Below are 26,144 nucleotides of genomic sequence, written 5' to 3'. Positions count from 1 at the left end.
GAGCAATTTTTATGACTACTACTAAAAAAACCGGCGATGAGGCGCGCCGTCTTTCCAACTTGAGCGAAGACATCGGCATCCGCTTCCAATATCCCAACTCCGACCGCGTCTATATCCCGGGCAGCCGCGCCGACATCCGCGTGCCTTTGCGCGAAATCCGTCAGGACGACACCTACACTGCGCAAGGTACGGAAGCCAATCCGCCGATTCCGGTGTACGACACCAGCGGCGCATACGGCGATCCGGCGGCACACATCGACTTGAAACAGGGTCTGCCGCACGTCCGCACCGCATGGCTGGACGAACGCGGCGATACCGAAATCCTGCCCAAGCTCTCCAGCGAATACGGCACCGAACGCGCGCACGACCCGAAAACCGCCCATCTGCGTTTCAACCAAATCACCCGTCCGCGCCGCGCCAAAGCAGGCCGAAACGTAACCCAGCTTCACTACGCCCGCCAAGGCATCATCACGCCGGAAATGGAGTTTGCCGCCATACGCGAACGCATGAAGTTGGACGAGCTTTTCAGACGGCCCGAATACGCCAAACTCTTGAAACAACACGCAGGGCAAAGTTTCGGCGCGAACATCCCAACCCACCCCGACCAAATCACGCCCGAATTTGTGCGCCAAGAAATCGCCGCCGGACGCGCGATTATCCCTGCCAACATCAACCACCCCGAACTCGAACCGATGATTATCGGCCGCAACTTCCGCGTCAAAATCAACGGCAACTTGGGCAATTCCGCCGTAACCTCCAGCCTGACCGAAGAAGTCGAAAAAATGGTGTGGTCGCTGCGTTGGGGCGCGGACACGATTATGGACTTATCCACCGGCGCGCACATCCACGAAACGCGCGAATGGATTATCCGCAACGCGCCCGTCCCCATCGGCACAGTGCCGATTTACCAAGCTTTGGAAAAAACCGGCGGCATCGCCGAAGATTTGACTTGGGATTTGGTGCGCGACACCTTAATCGAGCAGGCGGAACAAGGCGTGGACTATTTCACCCTGCACGCAGGCGTATTGCTGCGCTATGTGCCGATGACGGCCGACCGCCTCACAGGCATCGTATCGCGCGGCGGCTCCATCATGGCGAAATGGTGTCTTGCCCACCATCAGGAAAACTTCCTCTACACGCATTTCGACGAAATCTGCGAAATCATGAAAGCCTACGACGTATCGTTCAGCCTCGGCGACGGCCTGCGCCCCGGCTGCATTGCCGATGCCAACGACGAATCCCAATTCGCCGAGCTGCACACTTTGGGCGAATTGACTGCCAAAGCGTGGAAACACGACGTACAAGTCATGATCGAAGGCCCGGGCCATGTACCGTTGCAACGCGTGAAAGAAAACATGACCGAAGAGTTGCAACACTGCTTTGAAGCGCCTTTCTACACACTCGGCCCGCTCGTTACCGACATCGCCCCCGGCTACGACCACATCACCTCGGGCATAGGCGCGACCAATATCGGCTGGTACGGCACAGCCATGCTCTGCTACGTTACCCCGAAAGAGCATCTCGGCCTGCCCGACAAAGAAGACGTGCGCACCGGCATCATCACCTACAAGCTCGCCGCCCATGCCGCCGACCTCGCCAAAGGCTGGCCGGGCGCACAGTTGCGCGACAACGCCTTAAGCAAAGCGCGTTTCGAGTTCCGCTGGCGCGACCAATTCCGCCTCAGCCTCGACCCCGAACGCGCCGAGAGCTTCCACGACGAAACCCTGCCTGCCGAAGGCGCGAAAATCGCCCACTTCTGCTCAATGTGCGGTCCCAAATTCTGCTCGATGAAAATCACGCAGGAAGTGCGCGACTACGCCGACAAGCAAAAAGCCCAACGGCAGGGCATGGAAGAAAAAGCGATTGAGTTCGTCAAAAAAGGAGCGAAGCTTTACAGTTAAAACGTAAAGCAAGAAAAGGCCGTCTGAAAATGTTTCAGACGGCCTTTTTAGTGAATAGCCTTTAAGCCAAAGCAATACGCACTACGGCCGCTTATTTTTCCACCCTGCGGAAATGGTGCGGACGGAAGCCGAGCGCGACGAGGGAAACGAAGTAGAGGCCGCCGCCCAAGGCAATCAGGACGCAGAGTTGGCCTGCTTTTTTAAAGCCGCCGACGTGTACCCATTCAAACGGCAGATAATATTGCGCCAGCCACAAACCGCCGCCCATGACGACCAAAGAGATGACCATTTTAACCAAAAACGCTGCCCAACATTTACCGGGGCGATAGATGCCGTGTTTGCGCAAAAGGAAAAACAGCAAACCTGCATTCAGACACGCGCCCAAACCGATAGCAAGGGACAGACCGACGTGTTTGAGCGGCGAAATGAAAGCGAGGTTCATCAACTGTGTGCAAATCAGCGTGAAAATAGCGACCTTAACGGGGGTTTTGATGTTTTGGCGCGCGTAGAAGCCGGGTGCCAATACTTTAATCATAATCAGCCCGATCAAGCCAAAGGAATAAGCAATGAGCGCGTGTTGGGTCATTTGCGCGTCGTGCAGCGTAAATTCACGGTACATGAACAAGGTCGTAACCAACGGGAAAGACAACACGGCAAGGCCGACGGCGGCAGGTAGGGTCAGCAGCATGCACAGGCGCAAACCCCAGTCGAGCAGACCGGAAAATTGCTCGGTATCCTGACTGGCAGCGTGTTTGGACAAGGTAGGCAATAAGATTGTACCGAGTGCCACGCCCAAAACACCGGTTGGCAATTCCATCAGTCGGTCGGCGTAATACATCCATGACACGCTGCCGGACTGTAAAAACGAGGCAAAAATGGTGTTGATAACCAAGGAAATCTGCGCCACGCTCACGCCCAAAATAGCCGGCGCCATCTGTTTCATTACGCGGTTGACCGCTGCGTCTTTAAAGCTGAGTTTGGGCATTTTCAAGAAACCCAGTTTCGCCAACCAAGGCAGTTGGAACACCAGCTGCAACACGCCGCCGACAAATACCGCCCACGCCAAAGCCATAACAGGCGGATCAAAATACGGCACGAAGAACAGGGAAAAGACGATAAAGGAGATGTTCAAAAAAGTCGGCGTAAAGGCGGGAATGCCGAATTTATGATAGGAATTGAGTATTGAGCCGACAAAAGACGACAAAGAAATCAAAAAAATATAAGGAAACGTCACCCGCAGCAAGTCGATGGAGAGCTGAAACTTATCGGCTTCTTTGGCAAAACCGGGCGCAGAAACATAAATCACCCACGGCGCGGCAAGTATGCCCAGCGCAGTAACGATGACCAGCACAAACGACAGCATGCCGGCCACATGACGCACAAACGCCTGCGTGGCTTCGGGCGAGCGGGTTTCTTTGTATTCCGCCAAAATCGGTACGAAGGCTTGGGCAAATGCGCCCTCTGCAAACACTCGCCGCAGCAGGTTGGGCAGTTTAAACGCGACAAAAAACGCATCCGTCGCCATGCCTGCACCAAACGCACGGGCGATAATCGTATCGCGCACAAAGCCTAAAATGCGCGACACCATCGTCAGGCTGCCAACCTTGGCCAATGCTCCCAATAAATTCATGTATTTTCCTTACTTGTCTTTCAGGCCGTCTGAAAATCCGGCTTCTTCCAATACTGCCGCCGCAGCCAATGCCGCCGTATCTTTTTTCAACAGCAGATGCAAGGCGTGAAAATCCTGTTCCAACGCGGCCACGGCTTCAGGGCGGTCATACCAGTCTGCCACGGCCTGTGCCAGTTTTTCAGGGACGGCATCGTGTTGCAGCAGCTCGGGAACGGCGGCTTTACCCAACAGAATATTGGGCAAACCGACATGCGGCACTTTGATTTTGTTTTTCACATACGCATAAGTTAGCGGCGAAATTTTGTAGCTGATAACCATAGGCCGCTTGCACAAGGCCACTTCCAAAGTCGCCGTACCACTGGTGACCAATACCACGTCGGCAGCGGCGCAAACCGTATCCGACTGCTTGTCGGTCAGCGTGATGGGAAGGGCTGCGAACTCAGGCTGCGCCAAAATTTCACTAATGCGTTTGCGCGTTGCGGCCGTCGCCACAGGCAGCAAAAACTGTGCCTTCGGATAACGTTTCAGCAGCAATAAGGCCGTCTGAAAAAACACCGCCGCCATGTAATCGATTTCGCTCACGCGGCTGCCGGGCAAGATGGCAAACACGGGCACGTCCGCAGGTACGCCCAGCTTCTGCCGTGCCGCCGCCCTATCCGCTTCCACCGGCATGGTTTGCGCCATCGGATGGCCGACAAACTCAGCCTTGCCGCCGGCATCGATATATAGCTGCGGTTCCATCGGAAATAGGCACAACACGCGGTTGACCTGATGTACGATTTTATTGACCCGTTCGCGCCGCCACGCCCAAACCGACGGGCTGACATAATGAATGGTATGAATGCCTGCCTGCTTGAGTTTTTCGGCCACGCCGAGATTAAAGTCCGGCGCATCGATGCCGATAAACACATCCGGCTTGAGGCGGAGCAAATCGTTCACCAGCCCTTTGCGGATTTTCAAAATCTGCGGCAGGCGTTTGATGACCTCAACAAAACCGCGCACCGCCAGCTTTTCCTGATCGTACAAACTCTCAAAACCCTCCGCCTTCATGCGCTCGCCGCCGATGCCGGTAAACCGCGCATTCGGGCAACGCGCCTTAATGGCACGGATTAAATGTGCGCCGAGCAAGTCGCCGGAAGCTTCGCCGACGCTGATGGCGATAAGGGGGGAAGGATTGGAGTTCATATTGTTGAGGTTCGGAAGCTAAAAGATTTTGGGGCGGTCATTTGCCCAACCGTTTTCAGACGGCATCGACAGCAAACGGGCAGAAACCTGCCCTACTACGCGGATTTTTGCAATCCAAAGGCCGTCTGAAAAAGTTTCAGACGGCCTTCAATCCATCAATCAACGGATAATGCCGCGTGTGGATTGTGCAAAAAAGTCTTTAAATACCGCCAATTCGCTTTGGGTTTCGGCGCGTTTCAGAATCTCTGTCTTAGCTTCTTCAAACGGAATGCCGCGATGGTAAATGGTTTTATACGCATCTTTGACGGAGGCAATCTGTTCGGCAGTGAAACCGTTGCGGCGCATACCTTCGCTGTTGAGGCCGGCCGGTTCGGCGCGGTAGCCTGCAGCCATAAAGTACGGCGGTACGTCTTTGTGTACGCCGGCGGCAAACGCGGTCATGGCGTAGTCACCGATTTGGCAGAATTGGAACACCAGCGTGTAGCCGCCCAAGACGACGTAGTCGCCGATGGTAACGTGACCTGCAAGTGAGGCGTTGTTGGCGAAGATGGTATGGTTGCCGACCACGCAGTCATGGGCGAGGTGGCAGTAGGCCATAATCCAGTTGTCGTCGCCGATACGGGTTTCGCCGATGCCGGTAACCGTACCGAGGTTGAACGTCGTAAATTCGCGGATGGTGTTGCCGTTGCCGATAATCAGCTTGGTCGGCTCGTCGCGGTATTTTTTGTCCTGCGGAATTTCGCCGAGGCTGGCAAATTGGAAAATGCGGTTGTTTTCACCGATGGTCGTATGACCGTTGATGACGACGTGCGGGCCGATTTCGGTATTCGCGCCGATTTGCACATTGGGGCCGATGATGCTGTATGGGCCGACTTTGACGCTGGAGTCAAGTTCGGCTTTAGGGTCGATGACGGCGATCGGATGGATAAGGGTCATGCTGTCTCCTTGCTGTCTGATACAGGTATTGCCTGCAAGATGCCGTCTGAACTTTCAGACGGCCTGTCCCATTCTTACACCACGCGTTTGGCGCACATAATCACGGCTTCAACGGCAACTTGGCCGTCGACTTTGGCAACGGCGTTAAATTTGCCGATACCGCGTTTGTTGGTCAGCAGCTCGACTTCAAAAACCAGTTGGTCGCCGGGGATGACTTGGCGTTTGAAACGGGCGTCGTCGATACCGGCGAAGAAGAAGAATTCGTTTTCTTTGCGGCCACCTTCGCTGAGGATGGCGAGTGTGCCGCACGCTTGCGCCATGGCTTCGATAATCAACACGCCGGGCATCACGGGCAGGTCGGGAAAGTGGCCTTGAAACTGCGGCTCGTTCATGGTGACGTTTTTAATCGCAGTCAGGGTTTTCATCGGTTCAAACGCAGTAATGCGGTCGAGTTGCAAAAACGGATAACGGTGTGGGATAAGTTTTTGAATGTCTTTGGCTTCGATCGGGAGTTGTACGTCCATGATGTTCGTCTTTCCTTGTTTGTATTGGGTTTAAACGTATTCGGATGCGGAGTGCGGACTGTTTGCGCCGCCTTTAGGCTTCGTCGCTGTCGGCAAGCTGTTTTTCCAGCGTTTTGAGGCGTTTGTTCATTTCGCTCAAACGGTGGATATAAACGGCATTTCGCGCCCAGTCTTTGTAGCCCGACATCGGGAAAATACCGGCCAAATGCTGGCCGCTTTCGGTAATGCTGTGGGTAACGGATGTACCGCCGCCGATGGTGGTTTTATCGGCGATTTCGATGTGTCCGACCGTGCCGACGCCGCCGCCGATAATGCAATAATTGCCGATGGTGACGCTGCCGGAAATGCCGGTCTTGGCGGCGATAACGGTGTGCGAACCGATTTTGCAGTTGTGGCCGATTTGGACTTGGTTGTCGATTTTGGTGCCGTTGCCGACGGTCGTGTCGCTCATTGCGCCACGGTCGATATTGGTGTTCGAACCGATTTCCACATCATCGCCCAGCGTGACTGCGCCGGTTTGCGGAATTTTAAACCATGAATCGCCGGCGAAGGCTAAGCCGAAACCGTCCGCGCCGATGACGGCGCCGCTGTGGATTTCGACACGGTTGCCCAAAGTACAGCCGTAATAGATGACAGAGTTGGGATGCAACACGACTTCATCGCCCAACGTGCAATCGTGTTGAACAACGGCATTGGCCAAAATACGGCAGCCTTCGCCCAATACGGTATTCGCGCCGATATAGGCATTCGCGCCGATTTCGCAGCTTGCCGGCACTTTGGCACTGGCCTCGACAACGGCAGTCGGATGTACGCCACCCTGTGCTTTGACAATCGGCGAGAACAATCGTGCCACTTTGGCAAAATAAAGATAAGGGTCGGCAGCCACAATCAGGTTGCGGCCCGCAAATTCGTCTGCGGCTTTCGGCGACACAATCACTGCGCCTGCTTGGCTGTCGTGCACTTCGGCTTTGTATTTCGGATTGGCCAAAAAGCTGATGTGTTCCGCCTGCGCCTGATCCAACGGACGGACGGCGGTAATGGCGATGTCTTCGCCTTTCCATTCGCCGCCAAGTTGGGAAACGATTTGGGACAGGGTGTATGCTTGTGAAGTCATGATAATCTGCCGTCAAGATGTCAGGCCGTCTGAAAGATGCCGGTTTGGGTTTCAGACGGCCTTAGGTTTGTCTATATATCACATTCGCTGCCGAGCAGAGTCAGTGAGCATTTAGGGCTTTGATAACGCTGTCGGTAATGTCGTAACGGCCGTTGACGTAAATCACGTCCTGCAAGATGAAGTCGTAACCTTCGTGTTTGGCCAAATCGACGATGACGCGGTTGGCATTTTGCTGGAGCGCGGCGAATTCTTCATTGCGGCGCAGATTGTAGTCTTCTGCCAACTCGGCCTGCTGCTTGCGGAATTTCTGTACCAGATTGCGCCACTTTTGGGTTTCCGCTTCCCTTTGGCTGTCGCTGAGCTTGTCGCCGCTCAGTTTTCGCTCCAAAGCCTCGCCTTCCTGCTGCAACTTTTGCAAGGCGGTTTGACGGCTTTTGAACTCTTTTTCCAAAGTCATCTGAATGCTTTGCGCCTGCTTGGATTCCTGATAAACGCGCTCGGTATTGATAAAACCGATTTTCTGCACGCCATCCGCCGCCGCTTGCGGCAAAAGCACGAAACCCGGCAGGGCTACGGCGAGGACACGGAGGGTGTCGGCTATTTTACTCATGATAAAAATCCTTGCTTGAAAACAAACGGGCGGTTTGCAATAAGCTTGCCGCCAATCTGCCATGAGGCCGTCTGAAACGGACAAACCCGGTTTCAGACGGCCTAAACATCATCAGAATGTTGTACCGAGTTGGAATTGGAAGCGTTGGATTTCGTCGCCTTCTTTTTTCTTAATCGGATAAGCATAACTGAACTTCATCGGACCCAGCGGAGAGAGCCAAGTCACGGCAGCACCGGCAGAGTAACGCAATTCGTTTTTGAATGTCGATTTGTGCGTTGTGCCTACGCCATACACGTTTTGGAGCGCGCCGTTGGTGTAATAAGAATTGCTGCTGCTGTCGTTGTAAGTTTTGTCATCCCACACGCTGCCCGCATCGGCAAACAGGCTCAGACGGACGGTACGCGAATCTTTAATGCCCGGCATCGGGAAGAGCAACTCTGCGGAAACGTTGGCTTTTTTGTTACCGCCGTAGCTGATCTTCTCGCCGTATTCGTCATAGACTTTCGGGCCCAGCGTACCGCTTTCAAAGCCGCGGACAGAGCCTAAGCCGCCGCCGTAGAAGTTTTCAAAGAACGGCATGGTTTTGGTTTTGCCGTAGCCGTTGCCATAACCGACTTCGCCACCCAGCATCAGCGTGAAATCTTTGCTCAACGGGAAGAACCAAGTTTGGTTGTGGGTCAGGGTGTAGTATTGCAGGTCGCTGCCCGGCAAGGCGATTTCGCCGTTTACGCCGGTCAGGTAACCGCGGGTCGGCCACAAGGCATTGTCGGTTTTGTTGCGGCCCCAGCCGATGGTACCTTTGTACAACCAGCCTTTGAAGTTACCCACGCCGCTACCGTCGCCTTTACCGTATTGGTTGATAAAGTCAGCATAGCGTTTAGGCGCGCCTTTGTAGGTATTCACGGTCAGACGCTCTGCGGCCAAACCGAAGTTTACACGGTCATATTCGGTAACCGGAATACCGATACGCAAACCGCCGCCGAAAGTTGTAGTTTTATATTGTTTCGCGCTGGAAGAAGCTTTACGCGGGTCGTAAGACTTGCCGTAAAGGTCGTAGCCCAAGCTTACGCCGTCAGGTGTGAAGTATGGGTCGGTAAACGACAACGAGCCGTTTACTGTGGTTTTACTGCGGGAAGCGCGCAGGGCAACGGATTTACCCGTACCGAACAGGTTGTCTTGAGCCACGCCGGCAGACATCACCAAACCGGTATCCTGAACCCAACCCGCGCTCAAGTCGAGCGATCCGGTAGAACGTTCGGTCAGGCTCATGTTCAGGTCAACTTGGTCAGGCGTATTGGCCACAGGAACCGCATCAAATTGAACGTTGTCGAAGTAGCCCAACAACTCAACGCGCTCTTTAGAACGTTGCAGTTTGGCAGAGTCGTAAGGCGCCGATTCCATTTGGCGCAACTCGCGGCGGATGACTTCGTCACGGGTTTTGTTGTTGCCGGTAATGTTGATTTCGTTCACATAGATTTTGCGGCCCGGTTGAACGGTCAGCACGAAATCAACGGTATGTGTTTCGGCATTTGGAATCGGTTGGACATTGATTTCGCTGAATGCGTAACCTGCCTGACCCATGCGGTTTTGGATGGCTTCGAGCGAATTGGACATTTGCGCGCGCTCGTACCATTTGCCCGGCTTCATGGTCAGCAGTTTTTCCAAATCTTCTTTCGGCACTTCCAGCGTATCGCCTTCGATGCGTACATTGCCCCAGCGGAAGCGGTCGCCTTCGCTGACGGTTACTTTAATGGTCTGCTTGGTTTTGTCTTCGTTGGTTTGGATATCGGTATCCAAAATACGGAAGTTGAAGTAGCCGTTGTTTTGGTAGTAATTGGTGATTTTTTCCATGTCCTGAGCAAATTTTTGCTCATTGAACTGATTGCTCTTAGTGATCCAAGTCCACATACCACCTTCGCTCAGGGACATTTGTTTCAGCAGGCGGCGGTCGGAATAAACTTCGTTGCCTTCAAAGGAAATATCGGTAATCTTGGTAGATTTGCCCTCTTCGATGGCAATATCGATAGATACGCGGTTACGGGCGAGTTTGGTTACAGTCGGAGTGATTTGGACAGACTGTTTGCCACGGCTCAAATACTCTTCTTTCAAACCGGCAACGGCTTGGTTCAGCGTTGCTTGGTTGAAGTATTGGGATTGCGCCAAACCGAAGGCTTCAAGGTTTTTCTTGATGGCATCGTTTTGCAGCATTTTCGCGCCGGTAATATTGAGCGAGCTGATGGTTGGACGCTCAATCACGGTCAGCAGGACTTGATTGTCCATGGTTTCGACGCGTACGTCGTCAAAGAAACCGGTTGCGTAGAGTTTTTTGATGATTTCTTCACTGCGCGCATCATTGAAATTATCACCGACTTTAACGGGCAGGTAGTTGAAGACGGTACTCGGCTCGGTGCGCTGCAGGCCTTCGACGCGGATGTCCTGAATGGTAAAGTCAGCCAATGCCAGTGGAGACAGGCTCAATACCATTAAAGCGGAAGCAATCTGGTTCAGTTTCATAAATTATCCAAACAAACGGTTGATGTCATTAAAGAAAGCCACAGCCATCATCAAAAGCATGGCTGCCAGTCCGAAGCGCAGGCCGACTGCCTGTATGCGCTCGCTCAAAGGCTTTCCGCGTATCCATTCGGCGGTATAAAAAACCAAATGTCCGCCGTCTAAAACGGGGATGGGCAAAAGGTTCAACACGCCTAAGCTGATGCTGACCAAGGCCAGAAATTCGAGGTAGCTCTGCAATCCGAGTTTGGCGGATTGTCCGGCGACATCGGCAATGGTCAGGGGGCCGGAAATATGGTTCAAAGAGGCATTGCCCGTAACCAGTTTTCCGAAAAATTTGAGGGTCGTCCACGAATAGTTGACGGTTTTGTTCCAACCCAATTCAAAGGCTTGGGCAACGGAAGGTGTATAACGGTAGCGGATGGTCTTATCCCACTCTTTATCCGCCTGGGCAGCAAGCCCGGCTCTACCCACCAGCACGCCTGCTGACTGCTCGACGCTGTCCGGCCGGATAGCGGTCGCCAGTATTTTACCGTCACGCTCGTAAGTCAGCTCGATTCGTTTGCCGGGGCTGGCGCGGAAGAGTTCCGTCCATGCTTGCCAGCTTTCGATGGGCTTCCCATCAGCAGTCAGCAGTTTGTCGTTTTCCTTCAAACCTGCTTTTTCGGCGGGACTTTTGGCCAAGACTTTACCGATGCGGTTAGTAATTCTAAAAGGCAAAAGGCCGATGTTGCCTTGGTTTTTCGCAACTTTACCTGCTTCAGGCGTGCCGGCGGCATCAATTATGCGGATGGCTTGGGTATTTGAGGCCGTCTGAACAGCAACTTTTACAGGACCGGCTTCAAGGTTCAACACCATCTCGGTTTGTGCATCGCTCCAGTCTTTAACGGCGATTCCGTTGACCGATACAATCTTATCACCCGCCTGAAAACCTGCTTTGGCGGCAATACTGGCAGGTTCGACCATGCCGACATAGGGGCGCAACTCGGTCACGCCGAAGGAAAAGCTCAAACCGTAAAGCAAAACGGCCAAAATCAAATTAGTCAAAGGACCGGCAGCGACAATGGCGATGCGCCTGGCCGGATGCTGCTTGTCAAAGGCGTAGGGCAAATCTGCTTCTGCCACCTCGCCTTCGCGCGTATCGACCATTTTAACGTAACCGCCCAGCGGAATCGGGGCAAGACACCACTCGGTATCGCCGCGTTTTCGGGTGAAAAAGGGCTTACCGAAGCCGACGGAAAAGCGCACGACTTTAACGCCGCACCAGCGGGCAACAATATAGTGTCCGAACTCATGCAGGCTGACCAAAATCAGAATGGCGACGATAAAGGCTAAAAAGGTTTGCAAAAAAATCCCCTGTATGGAATGTGATGATCAACGGATAAGGCCGTCTGAAAACCGATTATAAAGGCAGTTGTTCCATTTTGTCTGCCTAAATGCCAAGCGGTTGACGTTTCAGACGGCCTGTCATTGAAACTTTATTGTTTGCCGATAAAGGCTTCTGCCTGTCTGCGTGTTTGCGCGTCTTGCGCCAGCAGGTCTTCAATATCGTGACGGCCGTCTGAAAAATCTTGGGCAAGGCAGTGGGCAACAACTTTGGCAATATCGGTAAACTTGATGCGTTTATCTAAAAAAGCGGCCACAGCAACTTCGTTTGCGGCGTTTAGCACGCAAGGTGCGGCGCCGCCTGCATTCATGGCCTGATAGGCAAGTTTCAGACATGGGAAACGGTCAAAGTCAGGCTTTTGAAAGGTCAACGCGGACAATGCACCGAAATCCAGCTCGCCCACGCCGGAGTCGATACGTTCAGGCAGACCCAAACAATAAGCAATCGGCGTACGCATATCGGGATTACCCAACTGCGCCAATACCGAACCATCGCGATAACGCACCATGCTGTGTATCACGGATTGCGGATGGATGACGACTTCCAGTTTTTCCGGCGGACAGTTAAACAGCCAATGCGCCTCAATCAACTCCAAGCCCTTATTCATCATTGACGCGGAATCGACGGAAATTTTGCGCCCCATGCTCCAATTCGGATGCTTAACCGCCTGCTCGGGCGTAATGCTGTCAAATGTACTTAAATCGGTATTAAGGAACGGCCCGCCCGATGCGGTCAGGATAATCGAATTGATACCGTGCTCATTCAGACGGCCTGTGTAATCCCTTGGCAATACTTGGAAGATGGCGTTGTGTTCGCTGTCAATCGGCAAGACGGTGGCGCCGTTTTGACGGGCGGTTTCCATAAACAATGCGCCGGAAACCACCAGTGTTTCTTTGTTTGCCAGATAAATGGTTTTGCCTTTTTGAGCGGCGGCCAAAGCCGACGGCAAACCGGCCGCGCCGACAATGGCACACATCACGCCGCTGACTTCATCGGCAGAGGCGACATCAATCAAGGCTTGAGAACCATATAAAACCTGCGTACTGATGCCTTCTTGTTTGAGTTTCTTTTCCAGCTCGGCCGCATGGCCGGCATCGCCGACAACGGCATATTCCGGGCGGAACTGTTTGCATTGCGCCGCCAGCTTGTCCACCTGCCTATGCCCTGCCAGTGCGAACACGCGGAATTTTTCGGGATGGCGGGAGACAACGTCTAAAGTGCTTTCGCCTATGCTACCGGTACTGCCTAATATGGTCAGAACTTGTTGTGTCATGGTGTGTTCTTTAGTGTGCTGTGCAAACGGTATTCATTGTGTTTGAAATAAATTTCTTTGCCGTTTCCAATTTTCAGACGGCCTTTTGCCTCCCAGCTGAAAAGGCCGTCTGAACGAATTACTCAATGCCGTATTCGATGGTAACAACCAGTCGGACTTGTTTGCCGACGGTGCTTTTATCGTAAGAGCCGCCGTACTCGTCGTCCTCGCTGCTGCCGGTGTCGGCATAGATGTTGAACGAGCCTTGCGAAGCAGAACGCATGGCACCCACTTTGCCGCCGCCGGTTTTGGCAAATTCGGCCGCGCGTTTCTGCGCATCCTCAGTCGCCTGCGTAATCAAATCGCGTTTGATGGTTTCCAAATTGCCCAACAAATATTGCGGATTGTCGAAGCGGATAAATTCGTTTTGCGCACGGAAATTCAAAATGGCACGCTGGGCGGCTTGGATTTTGTCCAATTTTTTGGTGTTGACCACAATATTGAGGTCGCCATCGTAGCCGTTGGGCGTGCGGGTTACGTTGCCTAATTCGTCGCGGGTTTCATTGAAGACGCGCGACACTTCAGGCAGACCCACTTTCATTTCAGCCGCCGTAAAGCCTTGCTCACCCAAAAACTTAGACAGCTTCTTGCGTCTTGCCGTCAGTAAATCCAAAACTTCCTGATAGCTCTCGCCGTGCGCGTTCACGCCCGTATTCCACGTTGCGCTGTCGGATTGGAAGTTTTTCTCCGCCAAACCTTTTACGGTAATCGTCCCCGGCTGACGCAGATTCTTAAACTGCACGCCCAAAATAAACGCTGCAGCCATCAATCCGAGTGCCAACAATACGCCCAAGATCGATAAAGATGAAATCTGTTTTTGTTCGGACATAATCAGCTCCCCCAACCATATGAGACAGGCGGTTTAAAACAAATATACAAAGGTGGCATAAATGCTGATAACGGCAATCAGGCTGTCCACACGGTCGAACACGCCGCCGTGTCCCGGCAGCAGATTACTGCTGTCTTTGATACCGGTCGCACGTTTGAGCCAGCTTTCCAGCAAATCGCCGCACACGCTGACAACGGTCAGAATCAAGCCGATCAAAATCGTTTTGAACCAACCGGCTTCAAAAGCCAGCCAACCGGCTTTCCATACGATGGTCATGTACACGGCAACGCATAATGCGCCGCCGATCGCACCCTCCCAGCTTTTACCCGGACTGATGGTCGGCGCAATTTTGCGCTTGCCAAACGATTTGCCGCAGAAATATGCACCAATATCGGCCACCCACACCAAACCCATAATCGCCAATAAAGACAGCGCGTCTTCAGGCTGAGGGCGCAGGTAAACCAGTGCGAACCAAAACGGCATCACCAACAACCAACCGACTGTGTAAGCCTGCCAGCCGCCGTTTAACTTCCATTTTGCTTTCAGCCACCAAGGCATGACAATCAGCCAAAACGCCAATACGACATACCAAACCAAATCAGGCAACTGCCAACCGCCGGCATAGGCAATCACGCCGAACACCAGCGTTGAAGCCAAATAATGGTTGATTTTCAGCTTGTCCAAGCCACTCATGCGGGCATATTCCCACAAAGTCAGCATGGCAATCAGGCCGCAAAACGCAGCCCACAGCCACATAGGTGCATAAAACAGCATACCCAGCATCAGCGGCAAAAGCCACAGCGCCGTTAAAATTCGTTGTTTCAACATAGTTCTCAACCCCGTTGCTGCTCAACCGGCAGCTGTTCGGAAGTCCGCCCGAAGCGGCGCTCCCGTTTTTGGAACGAAACAATCGCCTCGTTCAACGATTTCTCATTAAAATCAGGCCACAGCGTATCCGTAAAATACAATTCCGCATACGCCATCTGCCACAGCAGGAAATTACTGATGCGCGTCTCGCCACCGGTTCGGATAAACAAATCCGGCTCGGGTGCATCGCCCAACATCAAATAACGCGACAACGCCTCTTCCGTAATCTCAGTTGCACCCTCGGCAATCAACTGATTTGCCGCATGCAAAATATCCCAGCGGCCGCCATAATCGGCGGCAATGCTCAAAGTCAAACCGGTATTGTTTGCCGTCAACGCTTCTGCCGCCTCAATCCCCTTCAGGATTTCAGCATTAAACCGCTCACGGCTGCCGATGACTCTCAAGCGCATATTGTTATCGTGCAAACGGCGCACCTGCTTTTGCAAAGCCTGCAAAAACAGCCCCATCAGAAAAGAAACCTCTTCCTCGGGGCGTCGCCAGTTTTCAGTCGAAAAAGCAAACACGGTCAAATACCGCACACCCAATTCAGCACAATGCTTCACCATGTTCTCCAGCGCATCCAAGCCGCGCTTATGCCCCATCACACGGGGAAGAAAACGCTTCTTTGCCCAACGTCCGTTGCCGTCCATAATCACAGCAATATGTCGGGGGATGGCAGAGTGTTCCAAAATCGTCTGCGTACTGCTTTTCATGTCTGCCTTTCAGGGAGCAAACCGTCCAAAGGCCGTCTGAACGGTTTGCACACAGGATTAAATCGCCATCAAATCTTCTTCTTTGGCAGCCAAGAGCTTGTCTGCCTCAGCAATGTATTTGTCGGTCAACTTCTGAACCGCTTCCTCGCCACGGCGTGCTTCATCTTCAGAAATCTCTTTGTCTTTCAACAGTTTTTTGATGTGGTCGTTTGCATCACGGCGCACATTGCGGATAGACACACGACCCTCTTCTGCCTCGCTGCGTACCACTTTGATCAGATCCTTACGGCGTTCCTCAGTCAACATAGGCATTGGAACACGGATCAAATCACCGACAGAAGCAGGGTTCAGGCCCAAGTTGGAATCACGGATCGCTTTCTCAACTTTTGAAGCCATATTGCTCTCGAAAGGTTTCACACCGATCGTACGCGCATCCAAAAGCGTCACGTTCGCCACTTGGCTCACAGGTACCATGCTGCCCCAGTATTCCACTTCCACTTGGTCGAGCAGGCCGGTATGCGCACGGCCGGTACGTACTTTAGCCAAATTGTCTTTCAATACTTCCAGAGAACGCTGCATTTTGCCTTCAGCTGTCTTTTGAATATCATTAATCATCTTAATACTTTCAATTTCATAGGAATAAAACAGAATTAACCGAGAATAGTACCGTTAAACCGCCCCCACGACAAGGCTTTACGCCCCAACAGCCTTGTTTTCTAACCGATATTTAACATCAAACAAAATAAAGGCCGTCTGAAAATCTTTCAGACGACCTTTATTGTTTCAAGCAACTACATCAACTCGGCCTTTTGGCTTAATTTATTTACCAACTGACCCAAACTGAAATCTCCCTATCATTTTCAATCGAAATCTAATCTTAATAACTCAAAAGCTCACAGTTGTACTCTTGGTAATTAAAGTTAACTTGCCCTCGACATCTACCATCACTATCGGAAACCTTCTCTCTAAAGTAATGAAGTTCGCAAGGTAGATCCAATATAACAACCTGCCTTCCCATGCAAATTTTCACATTTAGTTTGCAAAATTTGTATAAAAACTGTATTACGTTATAATTGGTTTTATTCGAATACGTTATTTAATTCACCTGAAAACAAACAGATAAATGCAAATTAACTGGAGAATATCTATGAACAAATTACTCATCCTATGCTCAGCATTAGCGCTTTCTGCCTGTGTTGTACCACATCCCTATACTTCAACCGAATATCAAAAATATAAACAAAGTGATTTGAAAGTACCAAATCAACCTTATCCTATACGTTTAGAGGGAGAGTTCGAGCGTAATGGTAAATCTTTCCCTAAAGTAAATCCGGCTCTAACAAAAGCTGCCAAAATTGCACTAAACGGAACAAAGATTGTAACAGTAGACCCGCAAGCCCAAAACAGCCTGAAAATCCATGCCAACAATATCGCCAATATTGGTGGTGCAGTAGGTAACGGTATAAAAACAGGTCTGACTTTCGGATTAGCAGGCAGTACAGTTCAGGATTACTATCAATTCTACTGTAGCTACTCAGATGGCAAAAAAGAATTAAACCGTTCCGAATTTAATCACGCTATTGTGACTACTATTGGTTTAACCTCCACACCCAAAGAGCTGACTCCCCATAGTAATCTGGATCAGGCATTTATCTCTGTAACTAAAGATATTGTTGTTAATTGCTTAGGTGACTTGCAAAACAAAGGTTTCTTGTTACCAGAAACAGCCAATACCCATACCGGCAGTAACTGAAATTTCTGAAGATGTTGCCAAAGCTGCCATTATGAAACTGAATATGGCAACTCCAGGTCAATGTTCCAAAGCTCATCCCTAAAACAATCCTTACTTGATATAAAAAGGCCGTCTGAAAATCTTTCAGACGGCCTTTTCCTAATTCAAATCCTACTCTCTATTTCTCTCATTCCAAAAGTAACGCCATACAAAGCATGGGAAAGCAAAAATCAGGTAGAGGCAGACAACGGTCGCGTAAAACTCCCAATCTTGGGCATGTACGGCACCAGCTCGCGATTCGAGGATATAGGCGAGGATCGCGGTAAGAAGGAAACCTGCCAGCAATTCGATCAAGTGATGGCCGATATGTTTGCGTTTCAGGGCGACGATGCCGAAGAATTTGGTGGTAATAAATGGTGCGTTGGCAAAGATAAGTGCCAACAACAAAAGAATGTACATGGATGCGGTCATGATGGTCTTTCTGTTTTCAGACGGCCTGTGTGTGATTTTAACATGTTAAATGGGCATTCTTGCCCATTATTATCCGTGGAATATTCAATATCTTGATGATGCCCGCTTGATGATTGCTCAAAGGCTTGAGGCCGTCTGAACTTTGGGTATATTTCATCCGAATGCGAATCCTAACAAAAACGGCGGCTTTGGAACAGCCGCCGTTGGTTTTGTTTGAAGCTTACAGGGTATTTTCCAATGCTTTGGCGCACCAGTCGATAACGGTTTGCGGCATGATACCCCACAGGAGCAGCAGGAAGGCATTGACCGTCAGGACAAATTTGGCGGCATAGTTGCTGCCGACCGGCTGGTCATGGTCAGGCGCATCGAAGTAGATGACTTTGACCACGCGCAGGTAGTAGAACGCACCAATCAGCGACATGATGACGGCAAATACGGACAACCAAACATGGCCTTGTTTCAAGAGCGCCATAATCACGCCGAATTTGGCGTAAAAGCCCATCAGCGGCGGAATACCCGCCATGGAGAACATGGACAGCAGCATCAGGAAGGCAAACCATGCATGGCGTTGGTTAAGGCCTGCGAGGTCTTTGATGTTTTCACATTCAATGTCTTTGGTGGACAATACCATCAAAACGCCGAAGCTGACTGCCGCCATCAAAGCATAGGTAATGGCGTAATACAGGCCTGCGGTAAAGCCGACTGCGCCTGCCATAAACGCCAACAGGATAAAGCCCATGTGCGATACGGTGGAGTAGGCGAGCATACGTTTGATATTGGTTTGCATGATGGCGGCAAGGTTACCGACCACCAAAGAAGCAACGGCAAGAATGGCCAACATCGGCGCCCAGTCTGAATGTATGGTACCCATACCGGTAACAAGGATACGGAACGCAAAGACAACGGCGGCGATTTTCGGAGCCGTACCCACAAAGGCGGTAACAGAGGTCGGCGCACCATCGTACACATCGGGTACCCACATATGGAATGGAACCGCACCCAATTTAAATGCAATGGCGACTACGATAAATACCATACCCAATTTCAACAACCATTCATTGGCCTGCTCATTGAAAGCAGAAGCCAAGACGGAAGCAAAATCAAGGGAACCGGTGGCGCCGTAAACCATAGAAATACCATAGAGCAGCAAACCGGAGGCCAACGCGCCCAATACGAAGTATTTCAGCGCGGCCTCGGCAGAGCGGCCGGAGTCGCGGCGCAGGGCAATCATGGCGTACAGCGACAAAGACAACAATTCCAAACCGATATACGCAGTCAAGAAATGTGCCGAGCTGACCATGACGCTCATACCCAACAGGGCAAACAATGACAGGGTGTAAAACTCGCCTTTAAAGATTTGGCGGTCTTGGTTGTACGGTTTACTGTAAATAAACAGACCAAACGTCAGCGCATACAGCACCAGTTTTGCCAAACGGGACATGCCATCTGCAATATACATACCGTGAAAGGCATCGACACTACCCTGCTCCCATACCGCCAATTGGGTGACGGCCACGATGATGACCGTTCCCAAACTCATCAGATGGGTCAGATAGCGGCTTTTATCGCAAATCCACAAGTCTGCCAGCAATACGACACCCAATAGCGCAAGCAGCACGATTTCGGGCATGGCGGGCATTAAATTCAAATCAGACCAGTTCATTTACACACCTCAAATCTTGCTTTGTGCCACATGGGCAATCAAATCGTTTGCCGCTTGATGCACCACTTCGATAAACGCTTGCGGATACAGACCCATGCCCAAAACAGCAACCGCCAAAATCGCCAAAATCGCAAATTCACGGCAATTGATGTCTTTCATTTCGGCAACGTGCGGATTGTGGATTGCACCAAAAATAACGCGTTTGTACATCCACAGGGTATAAGACGCACCGTAAATCAGGGTCATGGCAGCCAACGCACCTACCCAGAAATTCACTTTAACCGCGCCCATAATCACCATAAACTCGCCCACGAAGCCGGAAGTCGCAGGCAGACCGGCATTGGCCATACCGAACAACATCATAAACGCCGCAAACTTAGGCATCACATTGACCACGCCGCCATAATCGGCAATATTGCGGGTATGCAGGCGGTCGTACATCACGCCGATACACATAAACATCGCGGCGGACACAAAACCGTGGGAAATCATTTGAATGATTGCGCCTTTCAATGCCCAGTCATTCAATTGGCCGTTCACAAACAGGAACATGCCCAAAGTGACAAAACCCATATGGCTGATGGAAGAGTATGCCACCAGTTTTTTCATATCGGTTTGCACCAAAGCCACCATACCGATGTAAATCACGGCAATCAGGCTCAATACGATGATTACAGGGGCAAAATAGCGTGCCGCATCCGGCATAATCGGCAGGATAAAGCGCAAGAAACCATACGCACCCAGTTTCAGCGTAATTGCCGCCAACACCATCGAACCGCCGGTCGGCGCTTCAACGTGGGCATCCGGCAACCAAGTGTGCACAGGGAACATCGGCACTTTTACAGCAAATGACAGGAAGAACGCCACAAACAAAAGCTGTTGTACGCCCAACGGAATCTGTTTGATGTTTTGGAAATCGACAATAGAGAAGCTGCCTGTTTGATAGTGCAGGTAAACCATGGCAACCAGCATCAAAAGCGAACCCATCAGCGTATAGAGGAACAGCTTGACCGACGCATAGACGCGGCGCGGACCGCCCCATACACCGATAATCAGGTACAGCGGAATCAGCATACCCTCGAAGAACACATAAAACAGAATCGCATCCTGCGCGGCAAACGCGCCGTTAATCAAACCCGACATCATCAGGAATGCCGCCATATACTGCGCCGGACGTTTCTGAATGACTTCCCAACCGGCCAATACCACCAACAGCGTAATAAACGCATTCAAGATGATAAAGAGCACTGAAATACCATCCACGCCCAATGCGTAGTTGATTTTCAGAAGCGGAATCCACTCGTGGAACTCGGTAAACTGATAGCCGCCGCTCAAACGGTCGAAACCGGTAAACAGGGGCAGCGTTACCAAGAAACCGGCAAGCGCACCCATGAAGGCAAGCACACGCGCCAGCGGCGCACGGCTGTCTTTACCGGTCGCCAAAACCAGCACACCTGCGGCGATGGGTATCCATATTGCCAAGCTGAGTAGGTAGTTGGAAAACATAGTGGTTAACCTGTGGTTAAAATAAAAAATATAGTTGTATGGGTTGGTTTTCAGACACCATTTCAGGAGGCCGTCTGAAAAAGATTGTGTATTTTGTATATGGCAAAATCAAGAAAACGTATATCTACCGTCATTCTTTTATTCCATAACCGCCTAAAACCTTCTTTTCAGACGGCCTCTTCCATATTTTTCTTGCCAAAACCATTATCCGAAGATTTTGACTACGCTCCATCGGTACGGTTGGTGTCCATCTCAAGTTTAATGAACGCATCAATCATGCTGCGCCAAACTGCTTCTGCTACTTCGGGCGACAAACCGGCCTTTTCGGCATAAGCGCGGCACGAGGTAATCACTTGAGCCACCCGTTCAGGCGCGGAAACCGCCCGCACATCGTTTTTAGGTTTCAGACGACCAGCCTGCCGTACCAATTTCTGCCGGCGGGCGAGTAATTCGATTAATCCCTTGTCCAAACCATCAATGGCTTCGCGGACTTCGTCCAGGGTTTGCGGTAATTTGTCTTCAATCATTATTGTTGCTCAAATTTTCTTTTTTAGACGGCCCCTATACACACAAACTATAGACAGGCCGTCTGAAATCCCGCTTTTATCGGAACAATCCCCAGAAGGTCATGCCGAGCAGTACCAATACGCCGAATACCATAGCAGCGGCATAGGTATAGATGAAGCCGGTTTGGACTTTGCGTACCTGCGCGGCAATCGCGCCGACCAGTTTGGCAGAGCCGTTGACGATACCGTTGTCGATAATGGCGGTATCGCCGACTTTCCAGAAGAAAGTACCCAATGCGCGCGTGCCTTTGGCGAAAACATTGAAATACAGGGCGTCGAGGTAGTATTTGTTTTCAAACAAAACGTAAATCGGACGGAACACCTGTGCAATTTTCGCAGGCAGGTGCGGCAGTTTGACGTACAGGAGCCATGCGCTCAAGACACCTGCGATAGCGAGGTAGAGTACAGGCGAATGCAGGCTGTGCGACACCATTGCCAATGCGCCGTGGAACTCTTCCTTCATGATATGCATGGTCGGATGCGCGTCGGCATTAACAAAAATCACGTCTTTGAAGAAATCGCCGTAAAGCATAGGCTCGATGGCAACGTAGCCGATGATGACGGACGGAATGGCAAGCAAAATCAAAGGCAGGGTAACAACCAGCGGGCTTTCGTGCGGATTGTCGTTTTTGCCTAAGCCGTGATGTTCTTCTCCATGATGATCGTCATGATGTTCAGGCAGTCTGCGCCATTTCTCTTCGCCGTGGAACACCATAAAGTATTGGCGGAATGCGTAGAACGCAGTAACAAACACGCTGGCGAGGACGGCAAAATAGGCAAAGCCGCTGCCCGGCAGGGTGCTGTATTTCGCCGCTTCGATAATCGAATCTTTGGAATAGAAGCCGGAGAAGAACGGCGTACCAATCAGCGACAAGTTACCGATCAGCATGGTCAGCCAAGTAATCGGCATGTATTTTTTCAGGTTACCCATGTGGCGCATGTCTTGGTCATGGTGCATACCGATAATCGCGCTACCTGCGGCCAAGAACAATAAGGCTTTAAAGAAAGCGTGAGTCATCACATGGAACATCGCTACGGAATAGGCAGACGCGCCCAGAGCCACGGTCATGTAGCCCAGTTGCGACAGGGTGGAATACGCAACCACACGTTTGATGTCGTTTTGAATCACGCCCAAGAAACCCATAAACAGAGCAGTAATCGCACCGATTACCATGATGACAGACAGCGCAGTGCTGCTCATCTCATAAATAGGCGACATACGCGATACCATGAACAGACCGGCGGTAACCATGGTTGCGGCGTGAATCAATGCAGAAATCGGAGTCGGGCCTTCCATCGAATCAGGCAGCCAGACGTGCAGCGGGAATTGTGCCGATTTACCCATCGCACCGACAAACAACAGTAAACAGGTTACGGTAATCAAAGACCATTCCACACCGGGGAACAGTTGGATAGTGGCCGTCTGAACATTAGGCAGATAAGCGAATACATCTTGATAGCGCAGGCTGCCGCCGAAATAGGCAAGCACCAAGCCGATACCGAGCAAAAAGCCGAAGTCGCCGACACGGTTGATCAAAAAGGCTTTCAGGTTGGCAAATGTTGCGCTTGGACGTTTGAAATAGAAACCGATCAAGAGATACGACACCAAGCCCACAGACTCCCAGCCGAAGAAGAGCTGGATGAAGTTGTTGCTCATAATCAGCATCAACATGCTGAAAGTAAACAAAGAAATATAGCTGAAGAAGCGTTGGTAGCCGACTTTTTCGTCGTGCATATAACCGATGGTGTAGATATGCACCATCAACGACACGCCGGTTACTACGACCATCATCATCGCCGTCATCGTATCGACCAAGAAGCCGACGGAGAAATCCAAACCGCCCATTGTCAGCCAGGTATAGACGTTCTCGTCAAACTTGGCACGGCTACCATTGAGGAATCCCCACAGCACATAAGCCGACAGCACGGCAGACACCGCCACGCCGAGTATCGTAACCGTATGCGCGCCGGCACGTCCGATTTTGTTGCCGAACAAACCCGCAATCAGCGAGCCTGCCAACGGAACAAGGGCAATTATCAAATATAAAGTCATATCGTTCATGATTACCCTTTCAACTCATCCAAATCGGCAACGTTGATTGTTTGTCGGTTGCGGTACACCAATACCATAATCGCCAAACCGATGGCAGATTCGGCAGCGGCAACGGTCAGTACGAAGAATACGAAAATCTGTCCGGCAGTATCGCCCAAATATTGCGAGAAGGCGATAAAGTTGAAGTTCACCGCCAAAAGCATCAGCTCGATGGACATCAGCAATACCAGCACGTTTTTGCGGTTCATGAAGATACCCATTGCGCTGATACCGAACAGGAGCGCACCCAATACCAGATAATGCGTCAAGGTAATCATGCTTTGCCCTCCCCTTCCGGCTTAAGGCCGTCTGAAACTTCGCTTTCTTCGGCAGATTCGACTTGCGGTTTGACCGCTTCCATTTTCACCAGACGCATACGGCCTTGGTCGGCGCGTACTTTAACTTGGTCGGCAGGATCCATACGTTTCGGATTGGTGGTTTTACGGTGAACCAGCGCAATCGCGGCCACCATACCCAACAGCAGCAATACCGCCGCCAATTCAAACGGCAACAGGTAGTCAGTATAAATACGGCTGCCCAAATCACGGATATTGTTGTAATCGGCCGGAATGTCTTTCATTAGACCAAATGCGTCAAGGTCGGTTTTCGGGTTGACCAGAATCAGAATCAGCGCAACCGCCAACAATGTGCCGACCACACCGGCAACAGGCGCATGACGCCAGAAACCGGCGCGCATTTCTTCAATGTCGATGTTCAACATCATCACGACGAACAGGAACAACACCATCACGGCGCCGACGTAAACCACCACCAGCGTAACGCCCAAAAACTCAGCCTGCATCAGCATCCAAATCATCGCGCTCACGCAGAAGGTCAGCACCAGATGCAAAGCGGCGTGAACAGGGTTTTTAGCGGTAACGGTACGAACCGCACCGTACAAAACGATGGCGGCAAGAATATAGAACAGAATCGCGGAAAAAGTCATTCGTCTGCTCCTTAACGATACGGCGCGTCAGCGGCTTTGCGTTTGGCGATTTCAGCTTCGTATTTGTCGCCAATGGCCAAAAGAATCGGCTTGGTCATGTGCAAGTCGCCTTTTTTCTCGCCGTGGTATTCAAAAATATGGGTTTCCACAATCGCATCGGTCGGGCAAGCCTCTTCGCAGAAACCGCAGAAGATGCACTTGGTCAGGTCGATGTCGTAACGCTTGGTGCGGCGGGTGCCGTCTTCGCGTTCTTCCGATTCGATGTTAATCGCCATTGCCGGACAAACTGCCTCGCACAATTTACACGCAATACAGCGCTCTTCGCCGTTCGGATAACGGCGTTGCGCGTGCAGGCCGCGGAAACGCACGGATTGCGGCGTTTTCTCTTCTGGGAAATAAATTGTGTCTTTGCGGGCAAAAAAGTTTTTGAGCGTTACGCCCAAGCCTTTTACCAATTCGCCAAGCAGAAAGGTTTTTACTAAGTTAGCCATATTATGTTCCCTCAAAACAGGGATTTCGTTAGGTATTCAAAATCGCTTTGTTCAGACGGCCTCAAGATGCCGTCTGAAACTTATTTCCACAAATTCAGCGGTGAAATCATCCACACGCCCAAAATCACGATGTAGGCGAAGCCGATCGGAATCAGCACTTTCCAGCCCAAACGCATGATTTGGTCGTAACGGTAGCGTGGGAAAGTTGCACGGATCCACAGGTACCAGTACAGCACCGCCGCCATTTTCACGAACATCCAAAATGCGGAAGGCGTGCCGATAAAGCCCCAGCTTTGCGGGAACGGGGACAGCCAGCCGCCGAGGAACATCAGCGATGTCAGCGCGGCAATCAGGATCATGAAAATGTATTCGGCGAGGAAGAACAGCGCGAACGCGAAGCCGGAATATTCGACGTGGTGGCCGGCAACGATTTCGGACTCGCCCTCTGCCACGTCAAACGGTGCGCGGTTGGTTTCGGCAACGGCGGAAATCAGATAGACGATGAAGATTGGGAACAGCGGCAGCCAGTTCCACGAGAACACAGAACCGCCCGCGATACCTTTTGCCTGCGCAGCGACGATATCGGAGAAGTTCATGCTGCCCGACACCATCACGACACACACCAGCGCGGCGCTCATGGCGATTTCGTAGGAGATGCTTTGCGCGGAGGCACGCATTGCGCCCAAGAACGAATATTTGGAATTGGAAGCCCAGCCCGCGATGATCACGCCGTAAACCGACAGCGAGGTAATCATCAGGATGTACAAAAGGCCGATATTGATATTGGTCAGCACCCATTCTTCGTTGAACGGAATCACTGCCCACGCCGCAAAAGACGGAGCAAGCGACATAATCGGGCCGATATAGAACAGGGCTTTATTTGACAGCTTCGGACGGGTTACCTCTTTAAACAAGAGTTTGAACACGTCGGCAAACGGCTGAATCAGACCCCATGGGCCGGTTACGTTCGGGCCGACGCGAAGCTGCATAAATCCAATGACTTTACGTTCGAAATACGTCAGGTAGGCAACGGTCAGAATCAGCGGAATCAGGATAATCACGATTTTGACGATGACGGATACCACCAAGCCTACGGTGATACCCAAATCGCCCAGACCGAGCGTTGCGGCAAAGAGGTTTTGGAACCATTCTTGCATG

The 26,144-nt window shown here is 51.4% G+C and carries 24 protein-coding genes; 2 read left to right on the top strand and 22 right to left on the bottom strand.

Going from position 1 to position 26,144, the window contains the following annotated elements; genetic code table 11:
• Window positions 1–11: 11 nt before the first annotated feature.
• The gene (thiC, locus tag HMPREF2952_RS02630) at window positions 12–1,901 is read left to right on the top strand and encodes a phosphomethylpyrimidine synthase ThiC (protein ID WP_070695245.1); all 1,890 of its coding nucleotides are present in this window, start codon (window positions 12–14) and stop codon (window positions 1,899–1,901) included.
• A gap of 91 nt (window positions 1,902–1,992) precedes the next feature.
• Here thiC and murJ read toward each other — a convergent pair whose 3' ends face one another.
• The 13 genes from murJ to frr all read right to left on the bottom strand — a co-directional run bounded on the left by murJ (window position 1,993) and on the right by frr (window position 16,134).
• A complete protein-coding gene (murJ, locus tag HMPREF2952_RS02625) occupies window positions 1,993–3,531 on the bottom strand; it encodes a murein biosynthesis integral membrane protein MurJ (RefSeq protein ID WP_004519114.1) in 1,539 nt (512 codons plus the stop codon).
• A 9-nt stretch (window positions 3,532–3,540) separates the two neighbouring features.
• On the bottom strand, window positions 3,541–4,716 hold the full coding sequence (lpxB, locus tag HMPREF2952_RS02620) for a lipid-A-disaccharide synthase (protein ID WP_004519115.1): 1,176 nt from the start codon (window positions 4,714–4,716) through the stop codon (window positions 3,541–3,543).
• Window positions 4,717–4,875: 159 nt separating this feature from the next.
• Window positions 4,876–5,652 carry an acyl-ACP--UDP-N-acetylglucosamine O-acyltransferase gene (lpxA, locus tag HMPREF2952_RS02615; protein ID WP_004519117.1) on the bottom strand — a complete coding sequence of 259 codons (777 nt, stop codon included), beginning with the start codon at window positions 5,650–5,652 and terminating at the stop codon, window positions 4,876–4,878.
• A 74-nt stretch (window positions 5,653–5,726) separates the two neighbouring features.
• Window positions 5,727–6,176: a 3-hydroxyacyl-ACP dehydratase FabZ gene (gene fabZ, locus HMPREF2952_RS02610; RefSeq protein ID WP_003681704.1), complete on the bottom strand. Its 450-nt coding sequence runs from the start codon at window positions 6,174–6,176 to the stop codon at window positions 5,727–5,729.
• Window positions 6,177–6,249: 73 nt separating this feature from the next.
• Window positions 6,250–7,290, bottom strand: coding sequence for a UDP-3-O-(3-hydroxymyristoyl)glucosamine N-acyltransferase (lpxD, locus tag HMPREF2952_RS02605; RefSeq protein ID WP_049335762.1), 1,041 nt, complete (start codon window positions 7,288–7,290; stop codon window positions 6,250–6,252).
• A 100-nt stretch (window positions 7,291–7,390) separates the two neighbouring features.
• Window positions 7,391–7,900: an OmpH/Skp family outer membrane protein gene (locus HMPREF2952_RS02600; protein ID WP_049344946.1), complete on the bottom strand. Its 510-nt coding sequence runs from the start codon at window positions 7,898–7,900 to the stop codon at window positions 7,391–7,393.
• A 111-nt stretch (window positions 7,901–8,011) separates the two neighbouring features.
• A complete protein-coding gene (bamA, locus tag HMPREF2952_RS02595; protein ID WP_070587898.1) occupies window positions 8,012–10,414 on the bottom strand; it encodes an outer membrane protein assembly factor BamA in 2,403 nt (800 codons plus the stop codon).
• A gap of 3 nt (window positions 10,415–10,417) precedes the next feature.
• Window positions 10,418–11,758 carry an RIP metalloprotease RseP gene (gene rseP / locus HMPREF2952_RS02590; protein ID WP_004519122.1) on the bottom strand — a complete coding sequence of 447 codons (1,341 nt, stop codon included), beginning with the start codon at window positions 11,756–11,758 and terminating at the stop codon, window positions 10,418–10,420.
• A 131-nt stretch (window positions 11,759–11,889) separates the two neighbouring features.
• Window positions 11,890–13,071, bottom strand: a complete 1,182-nt coding sequence (gene ispC / locus HMPREF2952_RS02585; protein WP_070695244.1) for a 1-deoxy-D-xylulose-5-phosphate reductoisomerase — start codon at window positions 13,069–13,071, stop codon at window positions 11,890–11,892.
• 118 nt (window positions 13,072–13,189) lie between these two features.
• A complete protein-coding gene (locus HMPREF2952_RS02580; RefSeq protein ID WP_003747899.1) occupies window positions 13,190–13,939 on the bottom strand; it encodes an SIMPL domain-containing protein in 750 nt (249 codons plus the stop codon).
• A 33-nt stretch (window positions 13,940–13,972) separates the two neighbouring features.
• Window positions 13,973–14,767 carry a phosphatidate cytidylyltransferase gene (locus tag HMPREF2952_RS02575; protein WP_049335758.1) on the bottom strand — a complete coding sequence of 265 codons (795 nt, stop codon included), beginning with the start codon at window positions 14,765–14,767 and terminating at the stop codon, window positions 13,973–13,975.
• A 5-nt stretch (window positions 14,768–14,772) separates the two neighbouring features.
• On the bottom strand, window positions 14,773–15,519 hold the full coding sequence (locus HMPREF2952_RS02570; RefSeq protein ID WP_004519126.1) for an isoprenyl transferase: 747 nt from the start codon (window positions 15,517–15,519) through the stop codon (window positions 14,773–14,775).
• Window positions 15,520–15,576: 57 nt separating this feature from the next.
• Complete coding sequence (gene frr, locus HMPREF2952_RS02565; RefSeq protein WP_004519127.1) at window positions 15,577–16,134, bottom strand: ribosome recycling factor; 558 nt, start codon at window positions 16,132–16,134, stop codon at window positions 15,577–15,579.
• A gap of 532 nt (window positions 16,135–16,666) precedes the next feature.
• Between frr and HMPREF2952_RS02560 the strand changes: the two genes are divergently transcribed.
• A complete protein-coding gene (locus HMPREF2952_RS02560) occupies window positions 16,667–17,272 on the top strand; it encodes a hypothetical protein (protein WP_224783379.1) in 606 nt (201 codons plus the stop codon).
• A 150-nt stretch (window positions 17,273–17,422) separates the two neighbouring features.
• Here HMPREF2952_RS02560 and HMPREF2952_RS02555 read toward each other — a convergent pair whose 3' ends face one another.
• The 9 genes from HMPREF2952_RS02555 to nuoH form a co-directional block, all read right to left on the bottom strand.
• The gene (locus tag HMPREF2952_RS02555; protein WP_039861891.1) at window positions 17,423–17,722 is read right to left on the bottom strand and encodes a DUF2818 family protein; all 300 of its coding nucleotides are present in this window, start codon (window positions 17,720–17,722) and stop codon (window positions 17,423–17,425) included.
• A 220-nt stretch (window positions 17,723–17,942) separates the two neighbouring features.
• Window positions 17,943–19,385, bottom strand: coding sequence for an NADH-quinone oxidoreductase subunit NuoN (gene nuoN, locus HMPREF2952_RS02550; protein ID WP_070695243.1), 1,443 nt, complete (start codon window positions 19,383–19,385; stop codon window positions 17,943–17,945).
• A gap of 9 nt (window positions 19,386–19,394) precedes the next feature.
• Entirely contained in the window at window positions 19,395–20,891 is a 1,497-nt protein-coding gene (locus tag HMPREF2952_RS02545; protein WP_004519131.1) for an NADH-quinone oxidoreductase subunit M, read from the bottom strand.
• 221 nt (window positions 20,892–21,112) lie between these two features.
• Window positions 21,113–21,418 carry a chorismate mutase gene (locus tag HMPREF2952_RS02540; RefSeq protein ID WP_004519132.1) on the bottom strand — a complete coding sequence of 102 codons (306 nt, stop codon included), beginning with the start codon at window positions 21,416–21,418 and terminating at the stop codon, window positions 21,113–21,115.
• 76 nt (window positions 21,419–21,494) lie between these two features.
• Complete coding sequence (nuoL, locus tag HMPREF2952_RS02535; RefSeq protein WP_070504145.1) at window positions 21,495–23,519, bottom strand: NADH-quinone oxidoreductase subunit L; 2,025 nt, start codon at window positions 23,517–23,519, stop codon at window positions 21,495–21,497.
• A 2-nt stretch (window positions 23,520–23,521) separates the two neighbouring features.
• On the bottom strand, window positions 23,522–23,827 hold the full coding sequence (nuoK, locus tag HMPREF2952_RS02530; RefSeq protein ID WP_004519135.1) for an NADH-quinone oxidoreductase subunit NuoK: 306 nt from the start codon (window positions 23,825–23,827) through the stop codon (window positions 23,522–23,524).
• Complete coding sequence (locus HMPREF2952_RS02525; RefSeq protein ID WP_004519136.1) at window positions 23,824–24,495, bottom strand: NADH-quinone oxidoreductase subunit J; 672 nt, start codon at window positions 24,493–24,495, stop codon at window positions 23,824–23,826. The genes nuoK and HMPREF2952_RS02525 overlap by 4 nt, the downstream gene beginning before the upstream one ends.
• An 11-nt stretch (window positions 24,496–24,506) precedes the next feature.
• A complete protein-coding gene (gene nuoI, locus HMPREF2952_RS02520) occupies window positions 24,507–24,986 on the bottom strand; it encodes an NADH-quinone oxidoreductase subunit NuoI (protein ID WP_002218650.1) in 480 nt (159 codons plus the stop codon).
• A gap of 80 nt (window positions 24,987–25,066) precedes the next feature.
• Window positions 25,067–26,143 (bottom strand): NADH-quinone oxidoreductase subunit NuoH, encoded by a 1,077-nt coding sequence (nuoH, locus tag HMPREF2952_RS02515; RefSeq protein WP_002216340.1) that lies wholly within the window; start codon window positions 26,141–26,143, stop codon window positions 25,067–25,069.
• Window position 26,144 lies beyond the last annotated feature (1 nt).

This window comes from Neisseria sp. HMSC068C12 (genome assembly GCF_001814095.1).
In the GTDB taxonomy this organism is placed as follows: domain Bacteria; phylum Pseudomonadota; class Gammaproteobacteria; order Burkholderiales; family Neisseriaceae; genus Neisseria; species Neisseria perflava.
This window is presented reverse-complemented; position numbering and strand designations above follow the sequence as displayed.

Excerpts from the sequence above, each read along its gene's own strand:
- thiC (WP_070695245.1), top strand. The coding sequence starts at position 12 with ATGACTACTACTAAAAAAACCGGCGATGAGGCGCGCCGTCTTTCCAAC.
- murJ (WP_004519114.1), bottom strand. The coding sequence starts at position 3,531 with ATGAATTTATTGGGAGCATTGGCCAAGGTTGGCAGCCTGACGATGGTG.
- lpxB (WP_004519115.1), bottom strand. The coding sequence starts at position 4,716 with ATGAACTCCAATCCTTCCCCCCTTATCGCCATCAGCGTCGGCGAAGCT.
- lpxA (WP_004519117.1), bottom strand. The coding sequence starts at position 5,652 with ATGACCCTTATCCATCCGATCGCCGTCATCGACCCTAAAGCCGAACTT.
- fabZ (WP_003681704.1), bottom strand. The coding sequence starts at position 6,176 with ATGGACGTACAACTCCCGATCGAAGCCAAAGACATTCAAAAACTTATC.
- lpxD (WP_049335762.1), bottom strand. The coding sequence starts at position 7,290 with ATGACTTCACAAGCATACACCCTGTCCCAAATCGTTTCCCAACTTGGC.
- HMPREF2952_RS02600 (WP_049344946.1), bottom strand. The coding sequence starts at position 7,900 with ATGAGTAAAATAGCCGACACCCTCCGTGTCCTCGCCGTAGCCCTGCCG.
- bamA (WP_070587898.1), bottom strand. The coding sequence starts at position 10,414 with ATGAAACTGAACCAGATTGCTTCCGCTTTAATGGTATTGAGCCTGTCT.
- ispC (WP_070695244.1), bottom strand. The coding sequence starts at position 13,071 with ATGACACAACAAGTTCTGACCATATTAGGCAGTACCGGTAGCATAGGC.
- HMPREF2952_RS02580 (WP_003747899.1), bottom strand. The coding sequence starts at position 13,939 with ATGTCCGAACAAAAACAGATTTCATCTTTATCGATCTTGGGCGTATTG.
- HMPREF2952_RS02575 (WP_049335758.1), bottom strand. The coding sequence starts at position 14,767 with ATGTTGAAACAACGAATTTTAACGGCGCTGTGGCTTTTGCCGCTGATG.
- HMPREF2952_RS02570 (WP_004519126.1), bottom strand. The coding sequence starts at position 15,519 with ATGAAAAGCAGTACGCAGACGATTTTGGAACACTCTGCCATCCCCCGA.
- frr (WP_004519127.1), bottom strand. The coding sequence starts at position 16,134 with ATGATTAATGATATTCAAAAGACAGCTGAAGGCAAAATGCAGCGTTCT.
- HMPREF2952_RS02560 (WP_224783379.1), top strand. The coding sequence starts at position 16,667 with ATGAACAAATTACTCATCCTATGCTCAGCATTAGCGCTTTCTGCCTGT.
- HMPREF2952_RS02555 (WP_039861891.1), bottom strand. The coding sequence starts at position 17,722 with ATGACCGCATCCATGTACATTCTTTTGTTGTTGGCACTTATCTTTGCC.
- nuoN (WP_070695243.1), bottom strand. The coding sequence starts at position 19,385 with ATGAACTGGTCTGATTTGAATTTAATGCCCGCCATGCCCGAAATCGTG.
- HMPREF2952_RS02545 (WP_004519131.1), bottom strand. The coding sequence starts at position 20,891 with ATGTTTTCCAACTACCTACTCAGCTTGGCAATATGGATACCCATCGCC.
- HMPREF2952_RS02540 (WP_004519132.1), bottom strand. The coding sequence starts at position 21,418 with ATGATTGAAGACAAATTACCGCAAACCCTGGACGAAGTCCGCGAAGCC.
- nuoL (WP_070504145.1), bottom strand. The coding sequence starts at position 23,519 with ATGAACGATATGACTTTATATTTGATAATTGCCCTTGTTCCGTTGGCA.
- nuoK (WP_004519135.1), bottom strand. The coding sequence starts at position 23,827 with ATGATTACCTTGACGCATTATCTGGTATTGGGTGCGCTCCTGTTCGGT.
- HMPREF2952_RS02525 (WP_004519136.1), bottom strand. The coding sequence starts at position 24,495 with ATGACTTTTTCCGCGATTCTGTTCTATATTCTTGCCGCCATCGTTTTG.
- nuoI (WP_002218650.1), bottom strand. The coding sequence starts at position 24,986 with ATGGCTAACTTAGTAAAAACCTTTCTGCTTGGCGAATTGGTAAAAGGC.
- nuoH (WP_002216340.1), bottom strand. The coding sequence starts at position 26,143 with ATGCAAGAATGGTTCCAAAACCTCTTTGCCGCAACGCTCGGTCTGGGC.